The organism is Streptomyces sp. NPDC046712 (assembly GCF_040645695.1).
Taxonomy (GTDB): Bacteria; Actinomycetota; Actinomycetes; order Streptomycetales; family Streptomycetaceae; genus Streptomyces.
Genome location: NZ_JBEYYW010000008.1, coordinates 197,380 through 218,787, shown reverse-complemented (window position 1 = coordinate 218,787; position 21,408 = coordinate 197,380). Strand labels below are relative to the sequence as shown.

Sequence of the window (21,408 nt, the reverse complement as noted above, 5' to 3'; positions counted from 1 at the left end):
CTGCGCACCCGTGAGGCAGACCGCTCCCGTACCGAGGACGCTCGAGAGCCACGGCGGGGCCGGACCTGGCGCGGCACCTGCCGTCGGCACGGGGGGCCGCTTCGTCGGGGAGATCTGCCGCTGAAAGCGACGAAGCCGTGGCGCCATGGGCCGGTCGGTCCTTCCTGGTGCGGTCCGTTCGGCCCCGTTGGACAGCCCCCTTGGACGCTGCGCCACGTGACCTCGCGGGCGGACGATGGAGTTACGGAGTCGGACCGGGCCCCGCAACCCGATCCGCCGCCTGTTCGCACCGACTCGGGTCCACGGCGACCGTCCTGGGCCCCGTACACGAGGAGCAGAACAATGGCCGGAGGCAAGGTGGAACGCAGGCACAGCCTCTTCCCCGACTTCAACGACTGGTTCAACCGGGAGTTTCCGGGGCTGCCCGGGTGGCGACCCGCGAGGGCTGCTCACTCCATTCCTGTCGAGGTGACCAGCGGTGACGACGTGTACGTATTGCGGGCTGAACTCCCGGGGATGGACCCCGACGACGACATCAGCATCACCGTCGACGACAACCTCATCACGGTGAGCGCGGAGCACAGCGAGGGCAAGGAGGACAAGGACCACTCGGAGTTCCGCTACGGATCGTTCCGCAGGACCGTGCGCCTCCCGGGCACGATCCCGGCCGACGACGTCGAGGCGTCGTACGCGGACGGCATCCTCACAGTCCGCGTCCCGATGCCCGAGGAGCAGACCATCGCCGCACGCACCATCCCGGTGAAGCGAGGAGGTACCCCGCCCGAAGGAGCCACCTGATGAACCCCAAGCGAGTCCTGGTCGCCTACGGCAGCAAGCATGGCGCGACCAGGGGGGTCGCCGACGAGATCGGCCGGACGCTCCAGGCCGACGGCTTCGAGGCCGTCGTCCTGCCGGCCGACACCGTCTCCGACGTCAGCGGCTACGACGGAGTCGTCCTCGGCGGGGCCCTCAACGCCGGACACTGGAACAGCAAGGCGCGACGTTGCGTCCGGCGCAACGCCGAGCAGCTCCGCCATCGTCCTGTCTGGCTCTTCAGCAGCGGCCCCGTCGGCAGCTCCGCCGAGCAGCACGACATCCCGCCGGTACCTGGTGTCGCCCGCCGGATGAAGAAACTCGGCGCCCGGGAGCACATCACCTTCGGCGGCGCCGTGACCGCCGAGACTCCGGGTCGTATCAGCCGGTCCCTTGTCCGTCACGGCAACGGAGGAGACTTCCGCAACCCGGAACGGATCCAGGAGTGGGCCCACCACATCGGAACCGAACTCGGCACCACGCGCTGAACGGCGTCGTCGGCCCGTCCGGGAGGCGACTCAGGGTGGACGACACCCGCCGCCGGCCATGGCTACGTCCGGCCCTGGGCGGTGAGTTCGCACCGTACGTCCACCACGCCTTCGACAGCGCGGGCAAGGCGGGCCGCGAGCGGAATGAGCGCGCTGTCGCGGACCTCACCGGACAGGGTGACGACTCCGGCGTCGACACGGACGTCGACCTGGTGGTGGGAGAGCGGGAAGAGGTGCTCGATGACGTCGCGGCGCACCTCGCCGGCGAGTTCGTCGTCGGAGCGGAGGAATACCTTGAGCAGGTCGGCTCGGCTCACGATCCCCTGGATGACGCCGCTCGCGTCGACGACCGGCAGCCGCTTGACGTGGTGGGCGGCCATCAGGCGGGCGGCCTGGGGCAGGGATGCCCCGGGAGCGATGGTGACAGCGGGCGAGGTCATCAGGTCCTCGGCCCGGCGAGAGCCCGCCTTGGCCGTGGCGTCGAGCCGTCGCAGCTGTTCGACGAGGCCGAGGCGGTGGTCGTGGAACTCCTCCTTGAGGAGCAGATCGGCCTCGGAGACCACCCCGACGACGCGGCCTTCGCCCTCGACGACCGGTACGGCCGTCACCTTCCACCGCTCGATCGCGTCGACGATCTCCTTGAACTCCGCGCCCGGCCGGACGGCGACGACCTTCTTGGTCATCACGTCGGCGACGGTGAACAGCTGAGGTGCCATCGCTCTTTCCTTACCTGAGTAGTCGGCGCGCATGCGCTGCGGCAACGGTCGCGGACACCGCCTCACCGACGGAGGTGTCCTGTGCGCAGAGCTCCCTGACAGCCTGCCCGTCGAACTCGAGGGCGTGCACCTCGGTGGTTGCCGTGGCGCCGAAGCGCCATCGGTAGGGAGAGATCATCCAGGAACAGCCGAGGAGGTCGCCGGGCACAAGTGTGTCGACGAGGGTGGCGCTGGGACCGGGGACGTGCTTGTCCAGTTCCACCCGACCGGATTCGATGATCCAGAACCGGTCGGCGTGCTGCCGCTCGCGGAAGATGCGCGTGTCTGCGGAGAACCGGACGGGGCGGGCCTGTCGCAGGAGCTGGTCCCGCGCCTCCGGAGCGAGTTCGTTCAGCAGCATCCTCATGGTGCTCATGGTGTGCCTCCAGCCCTTCCCCCACAGACTCCCGCGCGGCGACCGGGCGCAGGTAGGGCCGGGCAGGTCACAGCAGGGGACCGATGGGCCCGGATCAGCGGACCAGGTCGGCCTCACCGGAGCGGGGCACGACGGCCGTCCAGTCCAGCTCGCGGTCGATGCGGTCGCGCAGTGCCTCGCACGCGACCAGGCGGGGCAGATAGCCGCAGTGCTCCAGGTGGGCATGCGTCACGACCACGGCATCGACGTCCGCGGCGGCGCGGGCGAACCGTTCCCGGTTGCGGCGCCGCAAGGTCGCGAAACCCTGGAAGAGACCGCAGTCGAGGAGGATCCGCGCATGGTCGCTCTCGACCAGGAACGTGCTTCCGGTGACCGTTCCCACGCCGCCCAGGAAACCGAGCAGTGCGGGTCGCGGAGTGGTGGCAGCGGCGTCAGGGGTGCCTCGGACATGAGCAGCCCTCCTTCGGAGTGGCCCTCTCTCCACCTTCGCATCCGGAGCGGCCGGGTCCGGAGGGTCCGAGCGGGCCCCATTCGGGGGCCGACCGGCTCATGTGCGGCTGGAGGGCTCCCCGGAGCCTGGTGGACGAGGACCGCAGCGACGCGCGACAGGAAGTGGGTGGGCGCCATGAAGGCAGTCGTCTGCCAGGGGCCGGGTCGGAGCGCCTGGCAGGACGTACCCGACCCGGCCATCGAGGACCCCGCCGACGCGATCGTCCGGGTCGACGTCGTCACCATCTGCGGCGCCATCAAGGTCGTGCTGGGCGGACCGCAGCACACGGTCGTGGCCCTCCCCGACGCCTCGGTGGCCTGATGAACGGACGAGGAACGGGCCCTCGGCCGCAGAGTGTCGTCCTCGACACCGACGGCGTTCTGCTGGACTCCGCCGTCGTGCACGCGGCGGCGTGGAAGATCGCGTTCGACGCCTGCCTCGACCAACTGGCGCCCGACAGCGGGACACAGCCGCCCTTCGACGCGGACGCCGAGTACCGTCGGCTCGTCGACGGCAGGTCCCGGTACGACGGCGCCGCGGCCTTCCTCACCGCCCGCGGCCTTCGCCTCCCGGCGGGAGTGCCGCACGACGCGCCCGGCTGCGGCACGGTCTGGGGCGTCGCAGCGCACAAGGAGCAGGCGTTCGTCGATCTGCTTCGTACGGAGGGTGTCACGGCCTTCGCCGACACCCGGCCGGCTCTCGCGGCCCTGCGCACGGTGGGAGTCCCGTGCGCCGCGGTGTCCGCCTCCCGGCACGCCCGGGCACTGATCCGTGCCGCAGGGCTGGCCGGTCTCCTCGCCGTGATCGTGGACGGCGAGGACGCCGCTCGGCTCGGCCTCGCGGGCAAGCCGGATCCCGCGCTGTTCCTGCGGGCGGCCGCCGTCCTCGGCACGCGCCCGCGCGAGACCGCGGTCGTCGAGGACGCCCTCGCCGGAGTCGAGGCAGCGCGTCGCGGCGGTTTCGGTCTCGTCGTCGGAGTCGACCGCACCCCGCTGCGACGCGCCGCCGCCCTCCTGCGAGAGCAGGGTGCCGACCTGGTGGTTCCCGATCTCACGACGCTGGTCCGGAGCGTGTGGGGTGAACGGGGATGACCACCGGCTGGACGTGGAGTTACGACCGGTACGACCCGGAACGCGAGCCGCTGGTCGAAGCGCTCTGCACCCTCGGCAACGGGCGGTTCGCCACCCGGGGCTCCGCTCCCGAGTGCACCGCCGGGACCACGCACTACCCAGGCACGTATCTGGCCGGCTGCTACGACCGGCTCACCTCGGTCGTCGCGGGTGAGCCGGTCGAGAACGAGGACCTCGTCAACCTTCCGAACTGGACGCTTCTGCGCTATCGCTGCCTGCCGGACGACGGGCCCGTCGGCGACTGGTTGACGCCCGACTCCGGGGAGCTGCGCCACTACGACGTCCGTCTCGACCTGCGCGCGGGCGTGCTCACCCGGCGCCAGGTCTTCGAGGACGCCGGCGGACGGGGCCTGCGCGTCAGCCACATCCGCGTCGTGCACATGGGAGACTCCGGGCTTGCGGCCCAGTGCACCCTGTTCCGCGCCTACGGCTGGAGCGGTGCCGTCGAGGTGCAGTCCGTCCTCGACGGCGCCGTCACCAACGCCGGAGTCGAGCGCTACCGGCACCTCGACGGGCGTCATCTCACGGACCACCGGACCGGATTCGAGCCCGACGGTGTCGCCTGGATCTCCTGCCGTACCGTCGACCCGGGCATCAGGATCGCCATGGCCGTGCGCACGGTCACCGACCCTGCGCGGCCCGCGCGGGAGGCGGCCACCAGCACCGGCACCGTGCAGACGTACCACCTGCCGATCGTTCCCCGCCGCTCGGCGATGGTCGTGAAGACCCTGGCGTTGCACACCTCGATGGACTGGCCCGCCGTCGACCCGCTCTCGGCGGCCACCGACGTGATCTTCCGTGCTCCCTCCTTCCCCCAGCTGCTTTCCGCCCACGAGGCGGCCTGGCAGCGCGTCTGGGAGCAGGGCGAGTTGCACGTGCCCGGGGAGGCCGGCCGCATCCTGCGGCTGCACGTGTTCCACCTGCTGCAGACGCTCTCCCCGCACACGGCGGACCTCGACGTGGGCGTTCCCGCGCGCGGACTGCACGGGGAGGCGTACCGGGGGCACGTCTTCTGGGACGAGCTCTTCGTCCTTCCCTACCTCGGCCTTCACTTCCCCGAGGTGGCCCGGGCGCTGCTCATGTACCGGCACCGTCGACTGCCGGCCGCCCGCGAGGCCGCCCGCCTCGCCGGGCGCCAAGGAGCCATGTACCCCTGGCAGAGCGCGAGTTCCGGCCGCGAGGAGACCCAGGCCCTGCACCTCAACCCACGCTCAGGACGCTGGCTGGCCGACCACTCACGGCTCCAGCGCCATGTGGGCTCGGCCGTCGCGTACAACGTCTGGCAGTACGCGCAGGCCACCGGCGACCGCGGATTCCTCCACTCCGCCGGGGCGGAGATCCTCCTTGAGGTCGCCCGTTACTGGTCGGGGGCCGCCACCTTCGACCCCACGCTCGGCCGCTACCGCATCCGCGGGGTCGTGGGACCGGACGAGTACCACGACGCCTATCCCGATGCCGCGACCCCGGGCATCGACGACAACGCCTACACCAACGCGACCGCCGCCTGGGTGCTCGCCCGCGGCCTCGACCTGCTCGGCGAACTGCCCCAGGCCCGCCGCTCGGAACTCTCGGAGCAACTGTCGCTGGACGACGGCGAACTCGCTCGCTGGGAGGCCGTCTCCCGCCGCCTGTACGTGCCGTTCCACCAGGGCGTGGTCAGCCAGTTCGAGGGATACGGAGACCTGGCGGAACTCGACTGGGAGGCGTACCGGGCCCGTTACGGCGACATCCGCAGACTCGACCGGATCCTGGAGGCCGAAGGCGACACGGTCAACCGCTACCAGGCGTCGAAGCAGGCCGACACCCTCATGCTCGGCTACCTCTTCCGGCCCGACGAGCTGTACGGGCTGTTCGGCAGGCTCGGCTACGCACTGGACGACGAGATGTGGCGTGCGACCATCTCGTACCACCTGCGCCGCACCAGCCACGGCTCGACGCTCAGCAGCCTCGTCCACGGATGGGTGCTGGCCCGGCAGAAAGGCGCCGAAGCCTGGCGGTACTGCAAGGAGGCGCTGCTCGCCGACGTGGCCGACGTCCAGGGCGGCACGACCGGGGAGGGCATCCATCTCGGCGCGATGGCCGGCACGGTCGACCTCGTCGAACGCGGGATCACCGGCCTGGAAACGGGACCGGAAGGGCTTCGGGTGGCTCCGGTGCCGCTGGCGGAGATCCCCCGGTTCACCTTCACCCTGTGTGTCGGCGGTCATCGGGGGGTGCGCCTGCGGATACTTCCCGGTCGGCTGGCCATCAGCGTCCCCGCCTCGCCCGCGGGCCCGCTCGCCGTCCTCCTCCCCGGGGACCGGAGGATCACTGTCGCACCCGGACAGGAGCGTTGGTTCCGTCTGTGAGGCGTGGTCCGGTCCGTGAAGGTGGTCCAGGGAAAGGTGGTCCACGTGAATCGTGGTTCCGCCTGTGAGAAGCGGTTCAGTCGAAGGCGAGCACCTCGGAGACGGGACGGCGCGGCGTGGCCCGACCCTGGGGGCCGTAGCCCAGGCGGATCAGCATGTGGACGAAGCCGATCGTCGAGCCGGGATCGCGTGCGTCGGAACGGAGTTCGGGCCACTCCAGCGGCTGGGACATGAGGGAGGTGGCGAGTCCGTCGAGGGTGGCCTGCAGGAGGACCCGTTGCATGGCCTGGCCGGCCTTCAGCCATTCCTCCCGGGTGTCCTCGACCGTGCCGAGCAGCGCGATCTGCGGCTTCTTCTCGAAGCGCGCCGAGGTACGGCCGGGCACCTGTCGGGGAGCGCCGAAGTCCCTGACGGGAGAGGTCACGTCGTACTGGCGTGGACCGAAGGCGTACGCCGGAATTCCCTCGGTGCCGGGACCCTCCCCGGCCGCACCGGTGCGTGTCCAGGCGGCGATCTCCGCGCGCACGGCCTCGTCCGCCGCCTCGAACAGTTCGGAGGCGTGGACGAGATCCATGACGGTGTCGGTGTGCCACGCTCCCGGTACGACGAGTCGGCAGCCCTCCAGGAGGGCCGCGGCACAGAGTCCGTCGATCACCTCGGTGGGGATCCGCTCCTCGGTGAAGGGGAAGCGGCTGGTGTGCCGCCGCGACAGGACGGCTCGGAGTACGCCCAGTTCGCTGTCGGCGTCGTCGGGACCGTCGAACCGTACATCGGCGAGGTGCCAGGGATCCTCGGGAGAGGGCAGCAGCCGAACGACGGGATGCAGGGCCCGGTGCGCGGCGGCGACCCGCAGACCGAACAGGACGGCGCCGCAGCCGAGGTGGAGGTCACGGTGGTCCGGGTCCTCGAGCGGCATGCCGCGCAACGGGTCGCCGTGCAGCTCGATGACGCCGGTGCCCGTCCTGCAGACGAACTTCCAGGGCTGTGCGTTGTGCATCGAGGGGGCCGTGACAGCGTCTTCGACCAGCGACGTCACGAGTGGTCGGGTCAGAGCGGTGGTAGACACGGTTCGTCCTGTCTGAGGTGAGTCACCAAGAGATGTCGTGCGGAGTCCGGGTGGAGGATGTGAGACGTGTGTCGTCCTCGTGGAAGGACAGCCGGTCCACGACGGCCACGACGCCGTCCACGCGCTCGGCGAGTCCGAGGAGCATCAGGGCCTGACTTTGCCGCCGGACGCGACCCCCAAGCGTCACCACGCCGTCGAGGACGTGCACGTCCACCGCGTCCCCGGGCAGGCCCATGGCATCCGTGAGGACGTCCTCACGGATGCGGCGCCGTATCTCCGAGTCCGGGCGGAGGTAGACGCAGAGCAGATCGCGGCGGGTCACGATGCCTACAAGTCGTTCCTCCTCGTCGACCACGGGCAGGCGCTCGACTCCGCGGCGCACCATCAGTCGTGCCGCGTTCGCCACCGTCTCCTCGGCGTGAACCGTCACGGCCGGTTCGGTCATCAGGTCCCGTGCGGTCAGCTCGTGGCGGGCCAGGAGGTCGCTCTCGGAGACGACTCCGACGACATGGTCGTCCTCGTCCACGACAGGGACGCCGCTGATGTCGTGCTCGGCGAGCATCTTCGCCACCTCCCTGAACGACGTCGCAGGGACGGCGGAGACCACGTCGTCGGTCATCAGACCGCCGACCTTCATGTGTTTCATCGCCGCGCCTCCTGTCAGAGGGTTCGGACGGTGCTGTCCCGCATCACCACCCTCCGACGCGCGCTCGGGGTCGGCGAGGGCCGAATGGTCCACCCTCAGGACCGAACGGGCTCGTCATTGCCGGGTCCGCGCCCTGCCGGGCCAGGAGATGGGGGACCTTTGGTCCCGTCCTTGCCCCCAGCGGCCCTGCGGCCACCGGAACCAGCTGCCAGGGTGGAAGGAGGTCCCTCGGACCCTGCGAGGAGGAGCCATGAACGCAGCCACAGCCCGTCCCGGTCTGGGCAGGGTCGTCGTCGGCGTCGACGGATCGCCGTCCGCACACACGGCGGTGATGTGGGCGGCAGCGGAGGCGGCCCTGCGGGGCAGCACTCTCTGCCTCGTTCATGCGGCGGACACGGACGCCCCGGTCCCGTTTCTGTCCGAGGTGGAGCTCGTCAGGATCCGGCAAGCCGGGCGGGAGCTGCTCGACCGGACCGCCGAGGCGGTCACGGAGCGCCACCCCGAGCTGGCGGTCGTCAAGGAACTCACCGATGGCCCGGCTCCCGGCAGTCTGCGCCGAGCCGCCGCCCTGACCGGCACGATCGTCGTCGGACACCGGGGTCTTGGCGGGTTCTCCTCGCTGGTGCTCGGATCGGTCGGTCTCGAGGTCGCGGCCGGCGCCACCACACCCGTGGTCGTGGTGCGCGGGGCCGCGGAGCCCGTCGAGGCCGGCTCGGTTCTCGCGGCGGTCCGGAACGAGGCCGACGTGGGCTGCGCCCGTGCGGCGGCCCGCGAAGCCCTGCTGCGAAAGGTGCCTCTGCGGCTCCTGCACATCTGGAGTGTGGGGCTGTCCGTCGGCTCACGGGCCGCGTTGCGCAACGGTGGCGACGGGAACGTCCGCGATCACGTACGCGTACTCACCTCGATCTCGGACCGGGTCCGGGAGGAGTTCCCGAACCTGACGGTGCACGCCGACGGCCAGAAGAGCCACAGTGTGCCCGGAGCCCTCGTCGACGCGTCGCACCAGGCCGACCTTCTGGTCGTCGGCGGTCGGCGATCGCCCGGCTACCTCGGACCGACGCTCGGCCGGATCACGCTGACCCTGCTGCAACACGCCCACTGCCCCGTGGAGCTCATCCCTCGGCAAGGGCCCGGACATGGGAGCACGTCATGACCAGCACATCCTCGGCGGAGGAGCCTGGCAGCGCCTGCTTCTGGCCGCCGTCGTCACGACGGGCTCCCTAGGGGAGGGACTCGCCGCGCCGCTCTGCCTCGCCTGGCAGAGCGTTCTCTTCCTCGCCCTTCTCCACGCTCAGCTCGGTGTCGTCCTGGGACTCCTAGGCCGGCTGTTCACCCGAAAGAACCCGTTCCTTCCACTGTCCGTCCTCGCCTCCGCCCTGCCGGCCGTGGCGGCGCTCTACGTGCCCTTCCTGAGCTCGGCGCTGGAGACCGAACCGCTCGGATGGGCGGGTGCCGGCATCGCCGTGGCCGGTGCTCCCGTCGGGTTCCTCGCGGCACGACTCGTCCGCACCGCCTTCCGCGCGTGGCATTCCGGCAGGAGCGTCCGGCACATCGGGACTACCGTGAAGGAGCGCCCATCAGGGGCGGACCACGCGTTCCCCATGGCCGGAGGTGGCGATGGAGCGGGAGGGCCCGGGGCCGGCGGAAAGCAGGCTTCCCCGGCTGCGACTCGACGAGCTGCTCGACGAGCTCCAGGCGCGCATCGACGAAGTGCGGGGCACCAGGGACCGGCTCAACGGGCTGCTCGAAGCCGTCATGTCCGTGGGCAGGGAACTCGCCCTGCCGCAGGTGCTGCGCGGCATCGTGGAGGCCGCCGTGACCCTCGTGGACGCCGAGTACGGTGCCCTGGGCGTCATCGGCGACGACAAGAAGCTCTCCGAGTTCCTCCCCATCGGTATCGGCGACGAACTTCGGCAGCAGATCGGTGACCTGCCCTCCGGACACGGCCTCCTCGGCGAACTGATCCGCAACCCTCAGCCGCTCCGCCTCTCCGAGCTGTCGGAGCACCCCACCTCGTACGGATTTCCGCCCCACCATCCGCCGATGCACACCTTCCTGGGCGTCCCGATCCGGGTCCGCGAGGAGGTCTTCGGCAACCTCTACCTCACCGAGAAGCGTGGAGGAGTCGACTTCGATGCCGAGGACGAGGCCGTCGTCACGACGCTGGCAGTCGCGGCCGGCATCGCGATCGAGAACGCCCGCCTTTACGAGGAGGGCCGCCTCCGGCAGCGGTGGCTCGCCGCGAGCTCCGACCTCACCAGCGCCCTCCTGTCCGGCGCGGAGGAGACCGAGGTCCTCGACGGGATGCTGGAGCAGGCGGTCGACATCGAGGGTGCGGACATGGGGGTCTTCTACCTCGTAGGGGCGGGCGGCGAGCTGCGGGGCTCGCTCGCCCGCGGTGAGGGGGCCGAAGCGCACGCGGGCGTGGTCCTGCCGAGCAGCGAGGGAACCCTGGCCGCTGCCGCCCTCACGCAGGAGGACGGCCTGGTCACGGTGGCGGACGTCGAGAGCGAGCCGCGCATCACTGTCCAGCCACAACGGTGGAAGGGGTTCGGCCCGGCGGTAGCCGTCACGGTCGGCACCAAGGAGCGACTCAGTGGGGTGCTGATCCTCGCGCGGCGTCACGGGCGACCCCCGTTCACAGGCTCGGAGATCACCGCTCTCCCCGGATTCGCGGGGCAGGCGGCGCTGGCGCTGGAACTGGCCGACCGGCGCCGTGACGCCGAGCAGGTGAGCCTTCTGGAGGACCGTGACCGGATCGCCCGTGACCTGCACGACCTGGCGATCCAGCGCCTGTTCGCCACGGGGATGACGCTCCAGAGCGCCCGGCGGTTCGTCGAGCACCCGGAGGCCGTGGACCGGCTGGGGCGGGCGATCGACGATTTGGACGCCACCATCAAGATCATCCGGTCGACCATCTTCGGGCTCCGGGAACATGACACCCCGGGCACCGCCCCGAAGCTGAGGAACCGGGTGGTCAAGGCGGTGGACGAGGCCGCGACCACCCTCGGATTCGCCCCCGCACTGCGCATGGAGGGCCTCCTTGACACGGACGTGCCCTCTGAGGCGGCCGAACAGGCAATCGCGGTCATCGGTGAAGCGCTCACCAACGTGGCCCGGCACGCGCGGGCCCGCCGGGCCGAGGTGTCGGTCGTCGCGGAGGACGGCGTCCTGGCGGTTACGGTGAGCGACGACGGTATCGGCATCTCGCCGGACGGCACCCGTAGCGGACTGCGGAACCTGTCCGAACGGGCCGAGCGGCTGGGCGGCACCCTGTCGGTCCACGCGCGACCTGAGCCGGGCAGCGGCACAGTCCTCGAGTGGCGGGTCCCGCTCCCGGCCGAGCGGGAGTGAGAGTCTCTATGCCTCGTCGGCGTCGTGCTCGTGGACCTGCGCGGCGATGACGGCCGCCTGCACACGCCGTTCGACGCCGAGCTTGCCGAGCAGCCGGGAGATGTGGTTCTTGACGGTCTTCTCCGACAGATAGAGCCGCTTGGCGATCTGCCGGTTGGTCAGCCCCTCGCCGATCAGCTCTAGTACGGACCGCTCTCGCTCGGACAGCAACGCGAGCCGCTCGTCCTCCGGCGGCTTCGCCGCCTCCGGGTCCCGCAGCGAGTGCATCAGCCGCGCGGTGGTGGCCGGGTCCAGCATCGACTGCCCGGTGGCCACGGTCCGTACCGCCGACACGAGGTCTGACCCCTTGATCTGCTTGAGGACGTATCCGGCCGCACCGGCCATGATCGCGTCGAGCAGCGCGTCCTCGTCGTCGAACGAGGTCAGCATCAGACAGGCCAGCTCGGGCATCCGCGAGCGCAGCTCCCGGCAGACGGAGATCCCGTCGCCGTCCGGCAGCCTCACGTCGAGGACTGCCACGTCCGGCCGCAGCGCCGGCCCCCGGGCCAGCGCCTGCTCCGCCGTCGACGCCTCTCCGACCACCTCAAGGTCGGGTTCGTCGTCGATCAGGTCGCGCAGTCCTCGGCGCACGACCTCGTGATCGTCGACGAGGAAGACCCGCGTCGGTGCATCGGCTGCCGGCAGATCGTTCATAGCGATCCCTGCGGTTGGTGGGTTCGTACCCGCCCCCACAAGGATTGTCCGTCATGCAGCGTCTTCATGGGCACCGAGATCCATCCGAACGTCGACGACACCCTCCACAGCCCGCGCGGCTCGGGCGAGCAGCGGCACCAGCGACCGGTCGGCGAGCGCACCGTGAATGGTGGCCACGCCCTCCAGTACCGAGACGTCCAGTCCTGGCGGGGCAGCCGGCTCACTGAGGATGGAAAGGCGGATCTCCTCTTCGATCTCGGCGTCCGTACGGAGGAACACCTTGAGCAGGTCGCTCCGGCTGACGACCCCCTCCAGCATGCCGACGCCGTTGACCACGGGCAGGCGCTTCACCCTCCGCGTCGCCATGATCCGTGCGGCTTCGGCGAGCGTCGCGTCAGGATGGACGGTCACGGCCGGGCTGGACATGAGTTCCCCGGCCCGCACGGCTCCGGCCTTGGACGCCGCGTCGAACTCGTCCGCGCGCGGCTCGTCCGTGCGGAACTCCTCCTTCGGAAGCAGGTCGGCCTCCGACACGACCCCAATCACCCGTCCCTCCCCCTCCAGAACGGGCAAGGCGCTCACCTTCCACTGGTCCATGAGCGCGACGATCTCCTTGTACGGCGCGTCCCGCCCGATGGCGATGGCGGTGTGGGTCATGACGTCGCTGACGGTGTAGCGCGAGGCGGTCATCACGTACTCCCAGAGGGGTGAAGATCTACACGTGCGGGGCGTAGAGATCGAGCAGCCGCACACGGGCGGAGAAGAGACGGTGGGCGAGCGAAGTCCACCGGGCCGACGCGCTGCAACAGCCGGTCACGCTGGTCGGCGGAGAGAGCTGCTGTGAGCCGCAGGTCAGGGGGAGTACTCATCGGGCGCCTCCTGATCGGTGTCCACTCCCAGTCTTGCCTCGGCATGTGTCGGGAGAGGAGGGCCGGATGGCCCCCTCGGGGCCCTGTTCGGCCCGAGCGAGGCGTGTCGGACCCGCCTCCGGCATCCCGCCGTGTGCGGCGCGCATCGGATTCTTGATCACAAGCTCGATGCCGACCGGGCGACCTTCTGGCACGTGTCGGATGAGGCCGCCCGGGCCGGGTTGCACGCAGGGGTGGTGCCGCGTCCTGGCCGGCGGAGCACGGCGTTGCCACCGCCCCCCCGTTACCTTCTTCGTGGCTCCGCAATGGGGCCTCCGGCCTTCGGGACCGGCATGACTTCCCCCCCCCCTTGTTGTTCATGATCCGGGGGGTGGTGTCACCGGGTCCGGAGGCATCGACGGACCGCTGATGAGGGGCTTGAGCACCGGCTTCACCCGAGCCGGAAGAGCTCTCCGTAACGTGGATGTGGCAGCTCGGTGCCCTGGCAAGGCCGGACGAAAGCGTGATGGAGGGGCTGGCACGTGATCGACACCGGCGACATCGACGTCTTCCTCGGCCTGGACGTCGGCAAGGGCGAGCACCACGCCACCGCCGTCACACCGGCCGGGAAGAAGGCGTTCGACAAGCGCCTGCCTAACACCGAACCCAAGCTCCGCGAGCTGTTCGCCAAGCTGAGGGCCAAGCACGGGACGGTGCTGGTCGTGGTCGACCAGCCGGCCTCGATCGGCGCCCTGCCGCTGGCGGTCGCACGGGACATGGGCTGCCCGGTCGCCTACCTCCCGGGCCTGACGATGCGGCGGATCGCCGACCTCTATCCGGGCGAGGCCAAGACGGACGCGAAGGACGCGTTCATCATTGCGGACGCGGCCCGCGCGATGCCGCACACGCTGCGGGCGATCGACGGCGAGGACGGGACGATCGCCGAACTGGAGATGATCGTCGGGTTCGACGACGACCTGGCCGGCGAGGCAACGAGGGTCGCGAACCGGCTGCACGGCCTGCTGACCCAGATCCATCCGTCGCTGGAACGGGTGCTGGGGCCGCGGTTGCAGCACCCGGCCGTCCTCACGCTGCTGGAACGGTTCGGGTCGCCGGCACAGATACGCAAGGCCGGCCGCCGACGGCTGGTCACGCTGCTGCGGCCGAAGGCTCCGAGGATGGCCGAGCGGCTGGTCGAGGAGATCTTCGACGCGCTGGACGAGCAGACCGTGACCGTTCCGGGGACCGAGGCGGCCGCGCTGATCGTCCCGAGCCTGGCCGGATCCCTGGCCGCCGTCCTTGACCAGCGCAAGCTGCTGGCCGGGCGGATCGAGGAACTCCTGGAGGACCACCCTCTTTCCAAAGTCCTGACGTCGATGCCGGGCATCGGCGTCAGGACCGGAGCCCGCATCCTGATCGAGGTCGGCGACGGCAGCACCTTCCCGACCGCCGGCCACCTCGCCGCCTACGCCGGACTCGCGCCCGCGACCCGGAGCTCCGGCTCCTCGATCCGCGGCGAACAGCCCTCCCGAAGGGGAAACAAACAGCTCAAACGGGCCTTTTTCCTCTCTGCGTTCGCCGCCCTGGGAGACCCGGCATCGCGGGCCTACTACGACAAGAAGATCGCCCAAGGGAAGCACCACACCCAGGCCCTGCTCTGCCTCGCCCGCCGCAGGGCCGATGTCCTGTTCGCGATGCTCCGCGACGGAACCTTCTACGAACCCCGGCCAGCCTCAGCGGGCTGATCCTCAGCGGCCTCGCCGCACACGGGACAGTCCCGCTCGTCGACCGAGTCCAACACGACCGGATGACCGCAAAAGTCGCACGGCCGCATGCTTTCGCCGGCCGACTCCCCAACAGGCGCGTCATCACTCATGACAGCCACACTGCCACCCGACCACCTTGACCAAAGACATAGGGGCACCCCCCCGAGTCCGGCCGGAGTCGGCGAGCCCGGCGGCCAGGGTGTGCACAGACCTGTTCTTCGCCTCACCGGCCGCTGTCGGTCAGGCGACCTGAAGAGCCGCGCCCCACGCCCTCGCGCGATCCCGTTCACCTGCGCGCAGCGGCCCGTCGACATCCTCGATGATGAACCCCTCCGGTTCCGCGACGAGTTCATAACCATGGCCGCGCAGCCGGCGTGCGATGCCGCCGGCGGCGGCGCCCGCCAGGCGCATGTCAGCCCTGGTGTCGAAGGCCGCGGCGGCATGGGTGCCGGTGTGGGCCTTCGGGAGCGTGTCGTGGAACCAGTTGCGGACGCCAGGGCCCTCGGCGCCCTCCTCGGGGGTGAAGGGACGCTCCTCCTTCTCGGCCTCCTGCTCCTCGGCCTTCAGCCCCATCTTCCGGCTCATACCGGTGGTCATGCCCCGCATATGGGTCGGCCCGCCGACGACCAGCAGGTCGGTGGGGCCGATGCGCTCCGGCAGCGCGTCGACCACCGGCACGCACTCGACCTCGGCGTCCGGGTGCGCTTCCTTCACGCCCTCTCCGATCGCGTCAGCGATCTCGCGCGTGTTGCCGAACAAGCTCTCGTACACGATCACAGCACGCATCACGACTCATCTCCTCAGGCGCTTCCTTCTCCGGTCTCCGCTGCCGCTTCGATCGCCCGCAGTGCTCCGCGCAGCACGATGCCGACTCCCGGGGAAACCAGCGTCCAGTAGCGGCCGAACCGTGTGGTGGAAACCGGGTCGGTGCAAGCGGTACGCGTTTCGTAGGTCAGGAGGGACCGCCGTGCCCCGTAGGGGTGGACGACGAAGGCGGCGGCCATCTTCGCCCAGCCGGGCTCCGCGAAGCCCGCGTAGTCACCAGGTTCGACACGGCGCCACTCGATGGTGGGCTTCCACACCCTGCCGACCGCCCCGAAGACGATCTCGCGCCCCGCGCGCTCACCCAGGGCAACCCAGGGTTGAGCCAGATTCCCCTGATCACCGGCTGCGGCGGCTTCGAACAGGTCGGACACCCGCATCGAAGGCGGTGTGGCCACCGGCCGACGGCGCACTCGGTCCGGCACTCCACGTGCCCACATGACCACGTCGAACAGCGGCGAGTGTATGGACAGCATGTCAAGATCACGGGCTGCGCCGTACACGACGTCCGGCGCGGCGGCGATCAGGGCGCACTCCAGGCGGGAGAACCGGAACTCGGGCAGAGCCGCGTCGAGCAGGAGAGGCTCGGCTGTCGCACCGACGCTCGGCTGGGTATTCATGTGAACCTCCCGGATCCGACACCACCAGTCTGGTCCACAGGACAGGCAGCTCGCTGGGGCCGAACGGTCCCCAGTCGCATCGCCGACGTCTCCGCCCGCCCCACGGCGGGGACGCCCTCCCCCCTGCCGACAGCGCTGCTGATGGAGCTCACCTACCCAGGCGACCTGCCCCTCGCGTACCGGGTGTGGATCGACGCGTGTGAGGATCTGATCCGCAGTGCCATCGAGGACGGCGACATCGTGCCGGCGGTCTCCCCACTTCGCGGTGGTCACGTACGACCGCCGAACGGGGCAGGCGGCACCATCCGCCTCCGGCCCCGCGCGGCCCGCCGGGCGCCAGGCCGTGCGGGTCAGCCTCCGGGAATCGCCTGGCTTCGCCCGGAGTCACCGGTGGGACCACCCTCTCGCCGTGCGGTACGCACGCGAGGATCTCCGCGCCCGGTACCACGCGTCGCCAGGGGCGGTTGAAATAGGCCGACCCGTCGAGGATGCACACAGCGCTGCTACGCACGGCGGGCAGCTCCGACCGCCCGGGCAGTGCGCGGAGCCGGGCCCGTGCGGTGCTCCGTGCCGTCTCGGCGTCGTGCTTCACCAGACGCGCGACGAGCGACTTGTGGCCCTCGCCGCACGCCGATGTCGTCCGGCTGAGCAACCAGGAGTCCACGCCCGTGGCGGGGCGCCAGGCCGCCGGATCCGCCTGGGAGTTGCGGTCGACGACCTGCCACTCGACCGCGCTTCCGGCATGACCCTGAAAGTGGTCCGTGCGACCTCGGACGCTGTTCCCTCGCGCATCGCACGGACGTAGAGGTCGTGTTCGCCGACGCTCGGCCGGCCGAGGTCTGCCCGCCAGGTACGGGACGCCTCGTCCAGGGGCGCCGAGAGCGATGAGTCGAACGAAGGATCGTCCAGCACTCGAGGCGTCTCCGGGCAGCCGTCGGCTCCCAGCTCCGGGAACGAGGCGTGGCCGCTCTCGTAACCGATTTCCGTCAGCCCGGTGTCGTCCGACAGCAGCTGGAGCATCGGCTGCTAGCCCGTGAGGGCGGGCCGCGCGGTGGTGAAGTCAAGAACGTGACGGGTGTTCGACAGTCGCGCAAGAGGTCCCAGAATCATTCACTCCGAAACCAGGACCCGAAAAAAGAAATCCGACGACCGGCGCGACGGACCCGCCCGCTCGCCCCGTAGAGCCGATGACAGGAGTGGCGTGAGCGGGAGGGGACCGAGGGATGGCGGGACGTGTGTCGGGGCGGATGTCCAGAGGCATGAGGGGTACGGCGGTCGCGGTGGCGGCCATGGCGGCGCTGACAGGTTCACAGGCGCCGGGCCTCGCGGCGTCGGCCGCCGTCCCGAAGGCCGGCGCGACACCGGACTCGGGGACTTCCGGTGATTCGTTCTACCTGAGCGAGCTGCCCCCGCTCGTGGTCCGCAACCCGGCGCCGTCCCCGACCCGCGCCGCGTTCGTGGCCCTGGCCGACCGCGGGGCCCTTCCCGCCACGGTCTTCGCCGCGTATCGGCGGGCGGAGGCGGCGCTTGCGCGGTCCGGCCCGGGCTGCGCGCTGCGCTGGCAGTTGCTCGCCGCGATCGGGCAGGTGGAGTCGGGTCAGGCGCGGGGCGGGAGAGTGGACGCGCACGGCACGACGTACGCGCCCATCATCGGCCCGCAGTTGAACGGCCAGGACTTCGCCCTGATCCGGGACACCGATGGAGGCGCGTACGACGGCGACCCGTCCTACGACCACGCCGTCGGCCCGATGCAGTTCATCCCCTCGACCTGGGCCAGGTGGGGAGCCGACGGCAACGGCGACGGGAGGGCCGATCCCCACAACGTCCACGACGCGGCGCTCGCGGCCGGGCGCTACCTGTGCGCGGGCGGACGCGACCTCTCCCGGCCGCAGGACCTCGACCGCGCGATCCTCTCCTACAACCGGTCCCGGGAGTACCTGAGTGTCGTTCTGTCCTGGTACGGCTACTTCCGGGACGGACACCGGGTGGTGCCGGATCTGAGCGGCTCCGATGTCGCTACGGACTCCGGCACGGGTGCCTCGTCCGGCTCGTTCCCGGGCACCGCGCGGACCGGGACGGCCGACCCCGGGCCGCGTACCGGCGCCTCACCCTCTCCTTCGGCCCCCTCGTCCCCGCCGGGGCCGAATCCCACGTCGCAGCCGACGTCCGAGCCCTCGCCGACACCGGCGTCGCCGGCGACCGCGCCAGATTCCTTGCCGTCCCTGGTCACCGGCCCTGACCCCGGCGTCGGGCGGGTCTTGCCCGAGCCGGAAGCGCTTCCCGGCAACGGTTAGGACTCACTAGCGCGCCGCCCCCTCCCATGAACCGGATACCCGGCGGTAGCGTCCCCGGTCATGACGACGGACATGCATCCTGCCCGCTCGACCGGACCGGGGGACCAAGCGGCCCACCTGCGGTGGCAGCGCATGTGGAGCCATCGCGAGCAACTGCTCAAGGTGGCGCGCCGCAGGTCCATGAGCGCCGAGGACGCCGAGGACGCGGTCCAGGAGGCGATGCTGCGCGGCGCGCAGAACGCACATCTGGACGACGCGCGCCTCGGCGCATGGCTGACGACCGTGACCATGCGCCTGTGCGTCGACCGGTACCGGCAGGTCCACCGCGAGGCCGAGGTGGGCAGGACTCCGAAGCTCACCGTCCCCGGCCCCGTTCCCCTCGAAGAGGCGGTGTGCGACCGGGCGGAGGCCAGCTGGGTGGCGTTCCGGAGCAGGGAGCTGCCCGCCCGCCAGGCGGAGGCCCTCCGGCTGAAGGCGGAGGACCGGGACGTCGACCAGATCGCCCAGGAGATGGGGCTGAGCTACCAGGCCGTCGAGTCCCTGCTGGCCAGGGCCCGGCGTACGCTGCGCAACTCGCTGGCCGGCACGCTGGCCCTCGGCATGTGGCTGATCGGGCGCGGCCGGGACCAGGCGAGTCAGGCGGGCGTGCCCGCCCAGGCCCTGGTCGCGACATCGGCGGCGGTGACCCTGGCCGTGGCGGGCCTGATCATCCCCTTCGCGTACGACACGGATACAGCGCGCCCCGCCCGCCCCGCCACCTCGGAGGCGGTCGAGGTGGGGGAGGAGAAGGCCGGTTACGAGGTGCCCGCCGCCGCCCCCTCCGTACAGCCGACGCCGCCGTTCGCCGAGGCCGCGCCGTCGCCGACCGCCCTCCCGCAGAAGCCCTCTCCGGCGCCGTTGACGGTGACGGTGCCCGACGTGGCCGTGCCGGAAGTCGCCGTGCCAGAAGTCGCCGTGCCCGTAGTGTCCGCGCCGTTGCCGTCCCTGCCGGCCACCCCTGTCGTACCGGCACCGCCGGTTACGCTCCCGCTCCCCGACGCCAGTGCCGTCGCGGAGGTCGTCTCGGACGCCCTGCCCCACACTCCCGTACACCCCTGATGTCCGCCGCGTAAAAAATCTTCGATTCTCCGCGACGGACCCGCCCCCCTTCCCCGTAGAGCAGACGTACGAGCTGCTCCGCGCTGAAGGGTGAACGGGATGGGTGTCGAGATCTGCGTGGAAGGGTTGACCAAATCCTTCGGCCACCAGGTCATCTGGCAGGACGTGTCGCTGACGCTGCCCGCCGGCGAGGTGTCCGTCATGCTCGGTCCTTCGGGCACGGGCAAGTCGGTGTTCTTGAAGACGCTCGTGGGCCTGCTCAAGCCGGAACGCGGATCGATCCGGATCGATGGACAGGACATCACCAAGCTCCGCGAACACGACCTGTACGAGGTGCGCAAGCTCTTCGGTGTGCTGTTCCAGGACGGCGCCCTCTTCGGGTCCATGAGTCTCTACGACAACATCGCCTTCCCGCTGCGCGAACACACCCGCAAACCGGAGAGCGAGGTCAGACGGATCGTCCTGGAGAAAATGGACATGGTCGGTCTGATCGGCGCCGAGGAGAAGCTGCCCGGCGAGATATCCGGCGGTATGCGCAAGCGGGCGGGCCTGGCACGGGCGCTGGTGCTCGACCCGGAGATCATCCTGTTCGACGAGCCCGACTCGGGGCTCGACCCGGTGCGGGTGGCCTACCTCAACCAGCTGATCGTGGACCTCAACGCGCAGATCGACGCGACCTTCCTGATCGTCACCCACGACATCGCCTCGGCCCGCCAGGTCCCGGACAACATCGGACTGCTCTTCCGCCGCGAGCTGGTGATGTTCGGCCCGCGGAAGCAGCTGCTCACCAGCGACGAGCCCGTCGTACGACAGTTCCTCAACGGCCGTATGCAGGGGCCGATCGGAATGGCCGAGGAGAAGGACGCCGCCCAGGTCGAACAGGAGCTGGCCGATCTGAACGACGGCGACCACCCCGCCCCCGCCATGACGCCGCGTCTGCTGCCGAGCCCCGGGATCACCCGGCCGCCCCGCTGGCAGGCGATCGCCGACGGCGAGGCGAAGCTCCACACACCGGAGGCGGCTGACGCATGAGCCTTTCCCCGACAGGAGCCCTCCGCCACTCCGGCAGCCTCTTCGCCATGGCCCTCGACGTTCTACGAACCCTCCCTCGACGCCCTTTCCAGGTACGGGAGTTCATCCAGCAGGCGTGGTTCGTCGCAAGCGTCACCATCCTCCCCACCGCCCTGGTGTCCATCCCCTTCGGCGCCGTCATCGCGCTCCAGATCGGCGGCCTGACCCGGCAGCTCGGCGCCCAGTCGTTCTCCGGCGCCGCCTCCGTACTCGCCGTACTGCGCGAGGCGTCCCCCATCGTCACGGCGCTGCTCATCGCGGGCGCCGGCGGCACCGCGATCTGCGCCGACCTCGGGGCGCGCAAGATCCGGGAGGAGATCGACGCGATGCAGGTCCTCGGCATCGACCCGATCCACCGTCTCGTCGTACCCCGGGTACTGGCCACCATGCTGGTGGCGGTCCTGCTCAACGGCCTGGTCTCGGTGGTCGGCGTGGCCGGCGGCTACTTCTTCAACGTCGTCCTGCAGAACGGCACCCCCGGCGCCTATCTGGCCTCCTTCACCACCCTCGCCCAGCTGTCGGACCTGTGGGCGGCCGAACTGAAGGCGCTCGTCTTCGGCGCCATCGCCGCGATCGTCGCCTCGTACAAGGGCCTGACCGCCAAGGGCGGTCCGAAGGGCGTCGGCGACGCCGTGAACCAGTCCGTGGTCATCACCTTCATGTTGCTGTTCGTGACGAACTTCGTGCTGACCGCCGTGTACTTCCAAATCGTCCCGCAGAGAGGTTAGTT

20 protein-coding genes and 2 pseudogenes are annotated in these 21,408 nt (G+C 70.6%); 13 read left to right on the top strand and 9 right to left on the bottom strand.

Annotated features, from left to right (window positions below):
• The first annotated feature begins 342 nt into the window (after positions 1 to 342).
• Positions 343 to 798 carry an Hsp20/alpha crystallin family protein gene (locus tag ABZ939_RS13770; protein ID WP_361853119.1) on the top strand — a complete coding sequence of 152 codons (456 nt, stop codon included), beginning with the start codon at positions 343 to 345 and terminating at the stop codon, positions 796 to 798.
• Positions 798 to 1,301: a flavodoxin domain-containing protein gene (locus ABZ939_RS13765; protein ID WP_361853117.1), complete on the top strand. Its 504-nt coding sequence runs from the start codon at positions 798 to 800 to the stop codon at positions 1,299 to 1,301. Before ABZ939_RS13770 ends, ABZ939_RS13765 begins: the two co-directional genes overlap by 1 nt.
• A gap of 62 nt (positions 1,302 to 1,363) precedes the next feature.
• Here the strand turns inward: ABZ939_RS13765 and ABZ939_RS13760 are convergent, their stop codons facing one another.
• The 3 genes from ABZ939_RS13760 to ABZ939_RS13750 all read right to left on the bottom strand — a co-directional run bounded on the left by ABZ939_RS13760 (position 1,364) and on the right by ABZ939_RS13750 (position 2,814).
• On the bottom strand, positions 1,364 to 2,017 hold the full coding sequence (locus ABZ939_RS13760) for a CBS domain-containing protein (protein ID WP_361853114.1): 654 nt from the start codon (positions 2,015 to 2,017) through the stop codon (positions 1,364 to 1,366).
• 10 nt (positions 2,018 to 2,027) lie between these two features.
• Positions 2,028 to 2,432, bottom strand: coding sequence for a cyclic nucleotide-binding domain-containing protein (locus ABZ939_RS13755; protein ID WP_361853111.1), 405 nt, complete (start codon positions 2,430 to 2,432; stop codon positions 2,028 to 2,030).
• Between the two features lie 94 nt (positions 2,433 to 2,526).
• Positions 2,527 to 2,814 carry an MBL fold metallo-hydrolase gene (locus tag ABZ939_RS13750; protein ID WP_361853108.1) on the bottom strand — a complete coding sequence of 96 codons (288 nt, stop codon included), beginning with the start codon at positions 2,812 to 2,814 and terminating at the stop codon, positions 2,527 to 2,529.
• Positions 2,815 to 3,057: 243 nt separating this feature from the next.
• On the opposite strand from ABZ939_RS13750, the pseudogene ABZ939_RS13745 reads away from it, so the two are divergent.
• The 3 genes and pseudogenes from ABZ939_RS13745 to ABZ939_RS13735 all read left to right on the top strand — a co-directional run.
• Positions 3,058 to 3,174, top strand: a pseudogene (locus ABZ939_RS13745) (alcohol dehydrogenase); the annotation flags it as partial.
• Positions 3,175 to 3,242: 68 nt separating this feature from the next.
• Positions 3,243 to 4,013, top strand: coding sequence for an HAD-IA family hydrolase (locus ABZ939_RS13740; protein ID WP_361853105.1), 771 nt, complete (start codon positions 3,243 to 3,245; stop codon positions 4,011 to 4,013).
• On the top strand, positions 4,010 to 6,400 hold the full coding sequence (locus tag ABZ939_RS13735) for a glycoside hydrolase family 65 protein (protein ID WP_361853102.1): 2,391 nt from the start codon (positions 4,010 to 4,012) through the stop codon (positions 6,398 to 6,400). The genes ABZ939_RS13740 and ABZ939_RS13735 overlap by 4 nt, the downstream gene beginning before the upstream one ends.
• A gap of 76 nt (positions 6,401 to 6,476) precedes the next feature.
• Here ABZ939_RS13735 and ABZ939_RS13730 read toward each other — a convergent pair whose 3' ends face one another.
• The gene (locus ABZ939_RS13730) at positions 6,477 to 7,466 is read right to left on the bottom strand and encodes a nitroreductase family protein (RefSeq protein ID WP_361853100.1); all 990 of its coding nucleotides are present in this window, start codon (positions 7,464 to 7,466) and stop codon (positions 6,477 to 6,479) included.
• 22 nt (positions 7,467 to 7,488) lie between these two features.
• Positions 7,489 to 8,112 carry a CBS domain-containing protein gene (locus ABZ939_RS13725; RefSeq protein ID WP_361853097.1) on the bottom strand — a complete coding sequence of 208 codons (624 nt, stop codon included), beginning with the start codon at positions 8,110 to 8,112 and terminating at the stop codon, positions 7,489 to 7,491.
• Positions 8,113 to 8,362: 250 nt separating this feature from the next.
• Between ABZ939_RS13725 and ABZ939_RS13720 the strand changes: the two genes are divergently transcribed.
• The 3 genes and pseudogenes from ABZ939_RS13720 to ABZ939_RS13710 all read left to right on the top strand — a co-directional run bounded on the left by ABZ939_RS13720 (position 8,363) and on the right by ABZ939_RS13710 (position 11,466).
• On the top strand, positions 8,363 to 9,265 hold the full coding sequence (locus ABZ939_RS13720; RefSeq protein ID WP_361853094.1) for a universal stress protein: 903 nt from the start codon (positions 8,363 to 8,365) through the stop codon (positions 9,263 to 9,265).
• Positions 9,249 to 9,605, top strand: a pseudogene (locus tag ABZ939_RS13715) (cation transporting ATPase C-terminal domain-containing protein); the annotation flags it as partial. The gene ABZ939_RS13720 and the pseudogene ABZ939_RS13715, both read left to right, overlap by 17 nt.
• Before the next feature lie 124 nt (positions 9,606 to 9,729).
• Positions 9,730 to 11,466 carry a GAF domain-containing protein gene (locus tag ABZ939_RS13710; RefSeq protein WP_361853091.1) on the top strand — a complete coding sequence of 579 codons (1,737 nt, stop codon included), beginning with the start codon at positions 9,730 to 9,732 and terminating at the stop codon, positions 11,464 to 11,466.
• A gap of 6 nt (positions 11,467 to 11,472) precedes the next feature.
• Here ABZ939_RS13710 and ABZ939_RS13705 read toward each other — a convergent pair whose 3' ends face one another.
• Positions 11,473 to 12,159: a response regulator transcription factor gene (locus ABZ939_RS13705; protein ID WP_361853088.1), complete on the bottom strand. Its 687-nt coding sequence runs from the start codon at positions 12,157 to 12,159 to the stop codon at positions 11,473 to 11,475.
• Positions 12,160 to 12,210: 51 nt separating this feature from the next.
• Complete coding sequence (locus ABZ939_RS13700; protein ID WP_361853085.1) at positions 12,211 to 12,849, bottom strand: CBS domain-containing protein; 639 nt, start codon at positions 12,847 to 12,849, stop codon at positions 12,211 to 12,213.
• A gap of 703 nt (positions 12,850 to 13,552) precedes the next feature.
• Here ABZ939_RS13700 and ABZ939_RS13695 point away from each other — a divergent pair.
• Positions 13,553 to 14,752, top strand: a complete 1,200-nt coding sequence (locus ABZ939_RS13695; RefSeq protein WP_361853246.1) for an IS110 family transposase — start codon at positions 13,553 to 13,555, stop codon at positions 14,750 to 14,752.
• Between the two features lie 261 nt (positions 14,753 to 15,013).
• Here ABZ939_RS13695 and ABZ939_RS13690 read toward each other — a convergent pair whose 3' ends face one another.
• Together ABZ939_RS13690 and ABZ939_RS13685 are read right to left on the bottom strand one after the other, a co-directional pair.
• On the bottom strand, positions 15,014 to 15,559 hold the full coding sequence (locus tag ABZ939_RS13690; RefSeq protein WP_361853082.1) for a flavodoxin domain-containing protein: 546 nt from the start codon (positions 15,557 to 15,559) through the stop codon (positions 15,014 to 15,016).
• Positions 15,560 to 15,573: 14 nt separating this feature from the next.
• Entirely contained in the window at positions 15,574 to 16,215 is a 642-nt protein-coding gene (locus tag ABZ939_RS13685) for a hypothetical protein (protein ID WP_361853079.1), read from the bottom strand.
• 1,259 nt (positions 16,216 to 17,474) lie between these two features.
• Here ABZ939_RS13685 and ABZ939_RS13680 point away from each other — a divergent pair.
• The 4 genes from ABZ939_RS13680 (at position 17,475) to ABZ939_RS13665 (ending at position 21,406) form a co-directional block, all read left to right on the top strand.
• Positions 17,475 to 18,509 carry a lytic murein transglycosylase gene (locus tag ABZ939_RS13680; RefSeq protein WP_361853076.1) on the top strand — a complete coding sequence of 345 codons (1,035 nt, stop codon included), beginning with the start codon at positions 17,475 to 17,477 and terminating at the stop codon, positions 18,507 to 18,509.
• 60 nt (positions 18,510 to 18,569) lie between these two features.
• Complete coding sequence (locus ABZ939_RS13675) at positions 18,570 to 19,607, top strand: sigma-70 family RNA polymerase sigma factor (protein WP_361853074.1); 1,038 nt, start codon at positions 18,570 to 18,572, stop codon at positions 19,605 to 19,607.
• Positions 19,608 to 19,706: 99 nt separating this feature from the next.
• On the top strand, positions 19,707 to 20,639 hold the full coding sequence (locus ABZ939_RS13670) for an ABC transporter ATP-binding protein (protein WP_361853072.1): 933 nt from the start codon (positions 19,707 to 19,709) through the stop codon (positions 20,637 to 20,639).
• Positions 20,636 to 21,406, top strand: a complete 771-nt coding sequence (locus tag ABZ939_RS13665; RefSeq protein WP_355109892.1) for an ABC transporter permease — start codon at positions 20,636 to 20,638, stop codon at positions 21,404 to 21,406. Before ABZ939_RS13670 ends, ABZ939_RS13665 begins: the two co-directional genes overlap by 4 nt.
• Positions 21,407 to 21,408 lie beyond the last annotated feature (2 nt).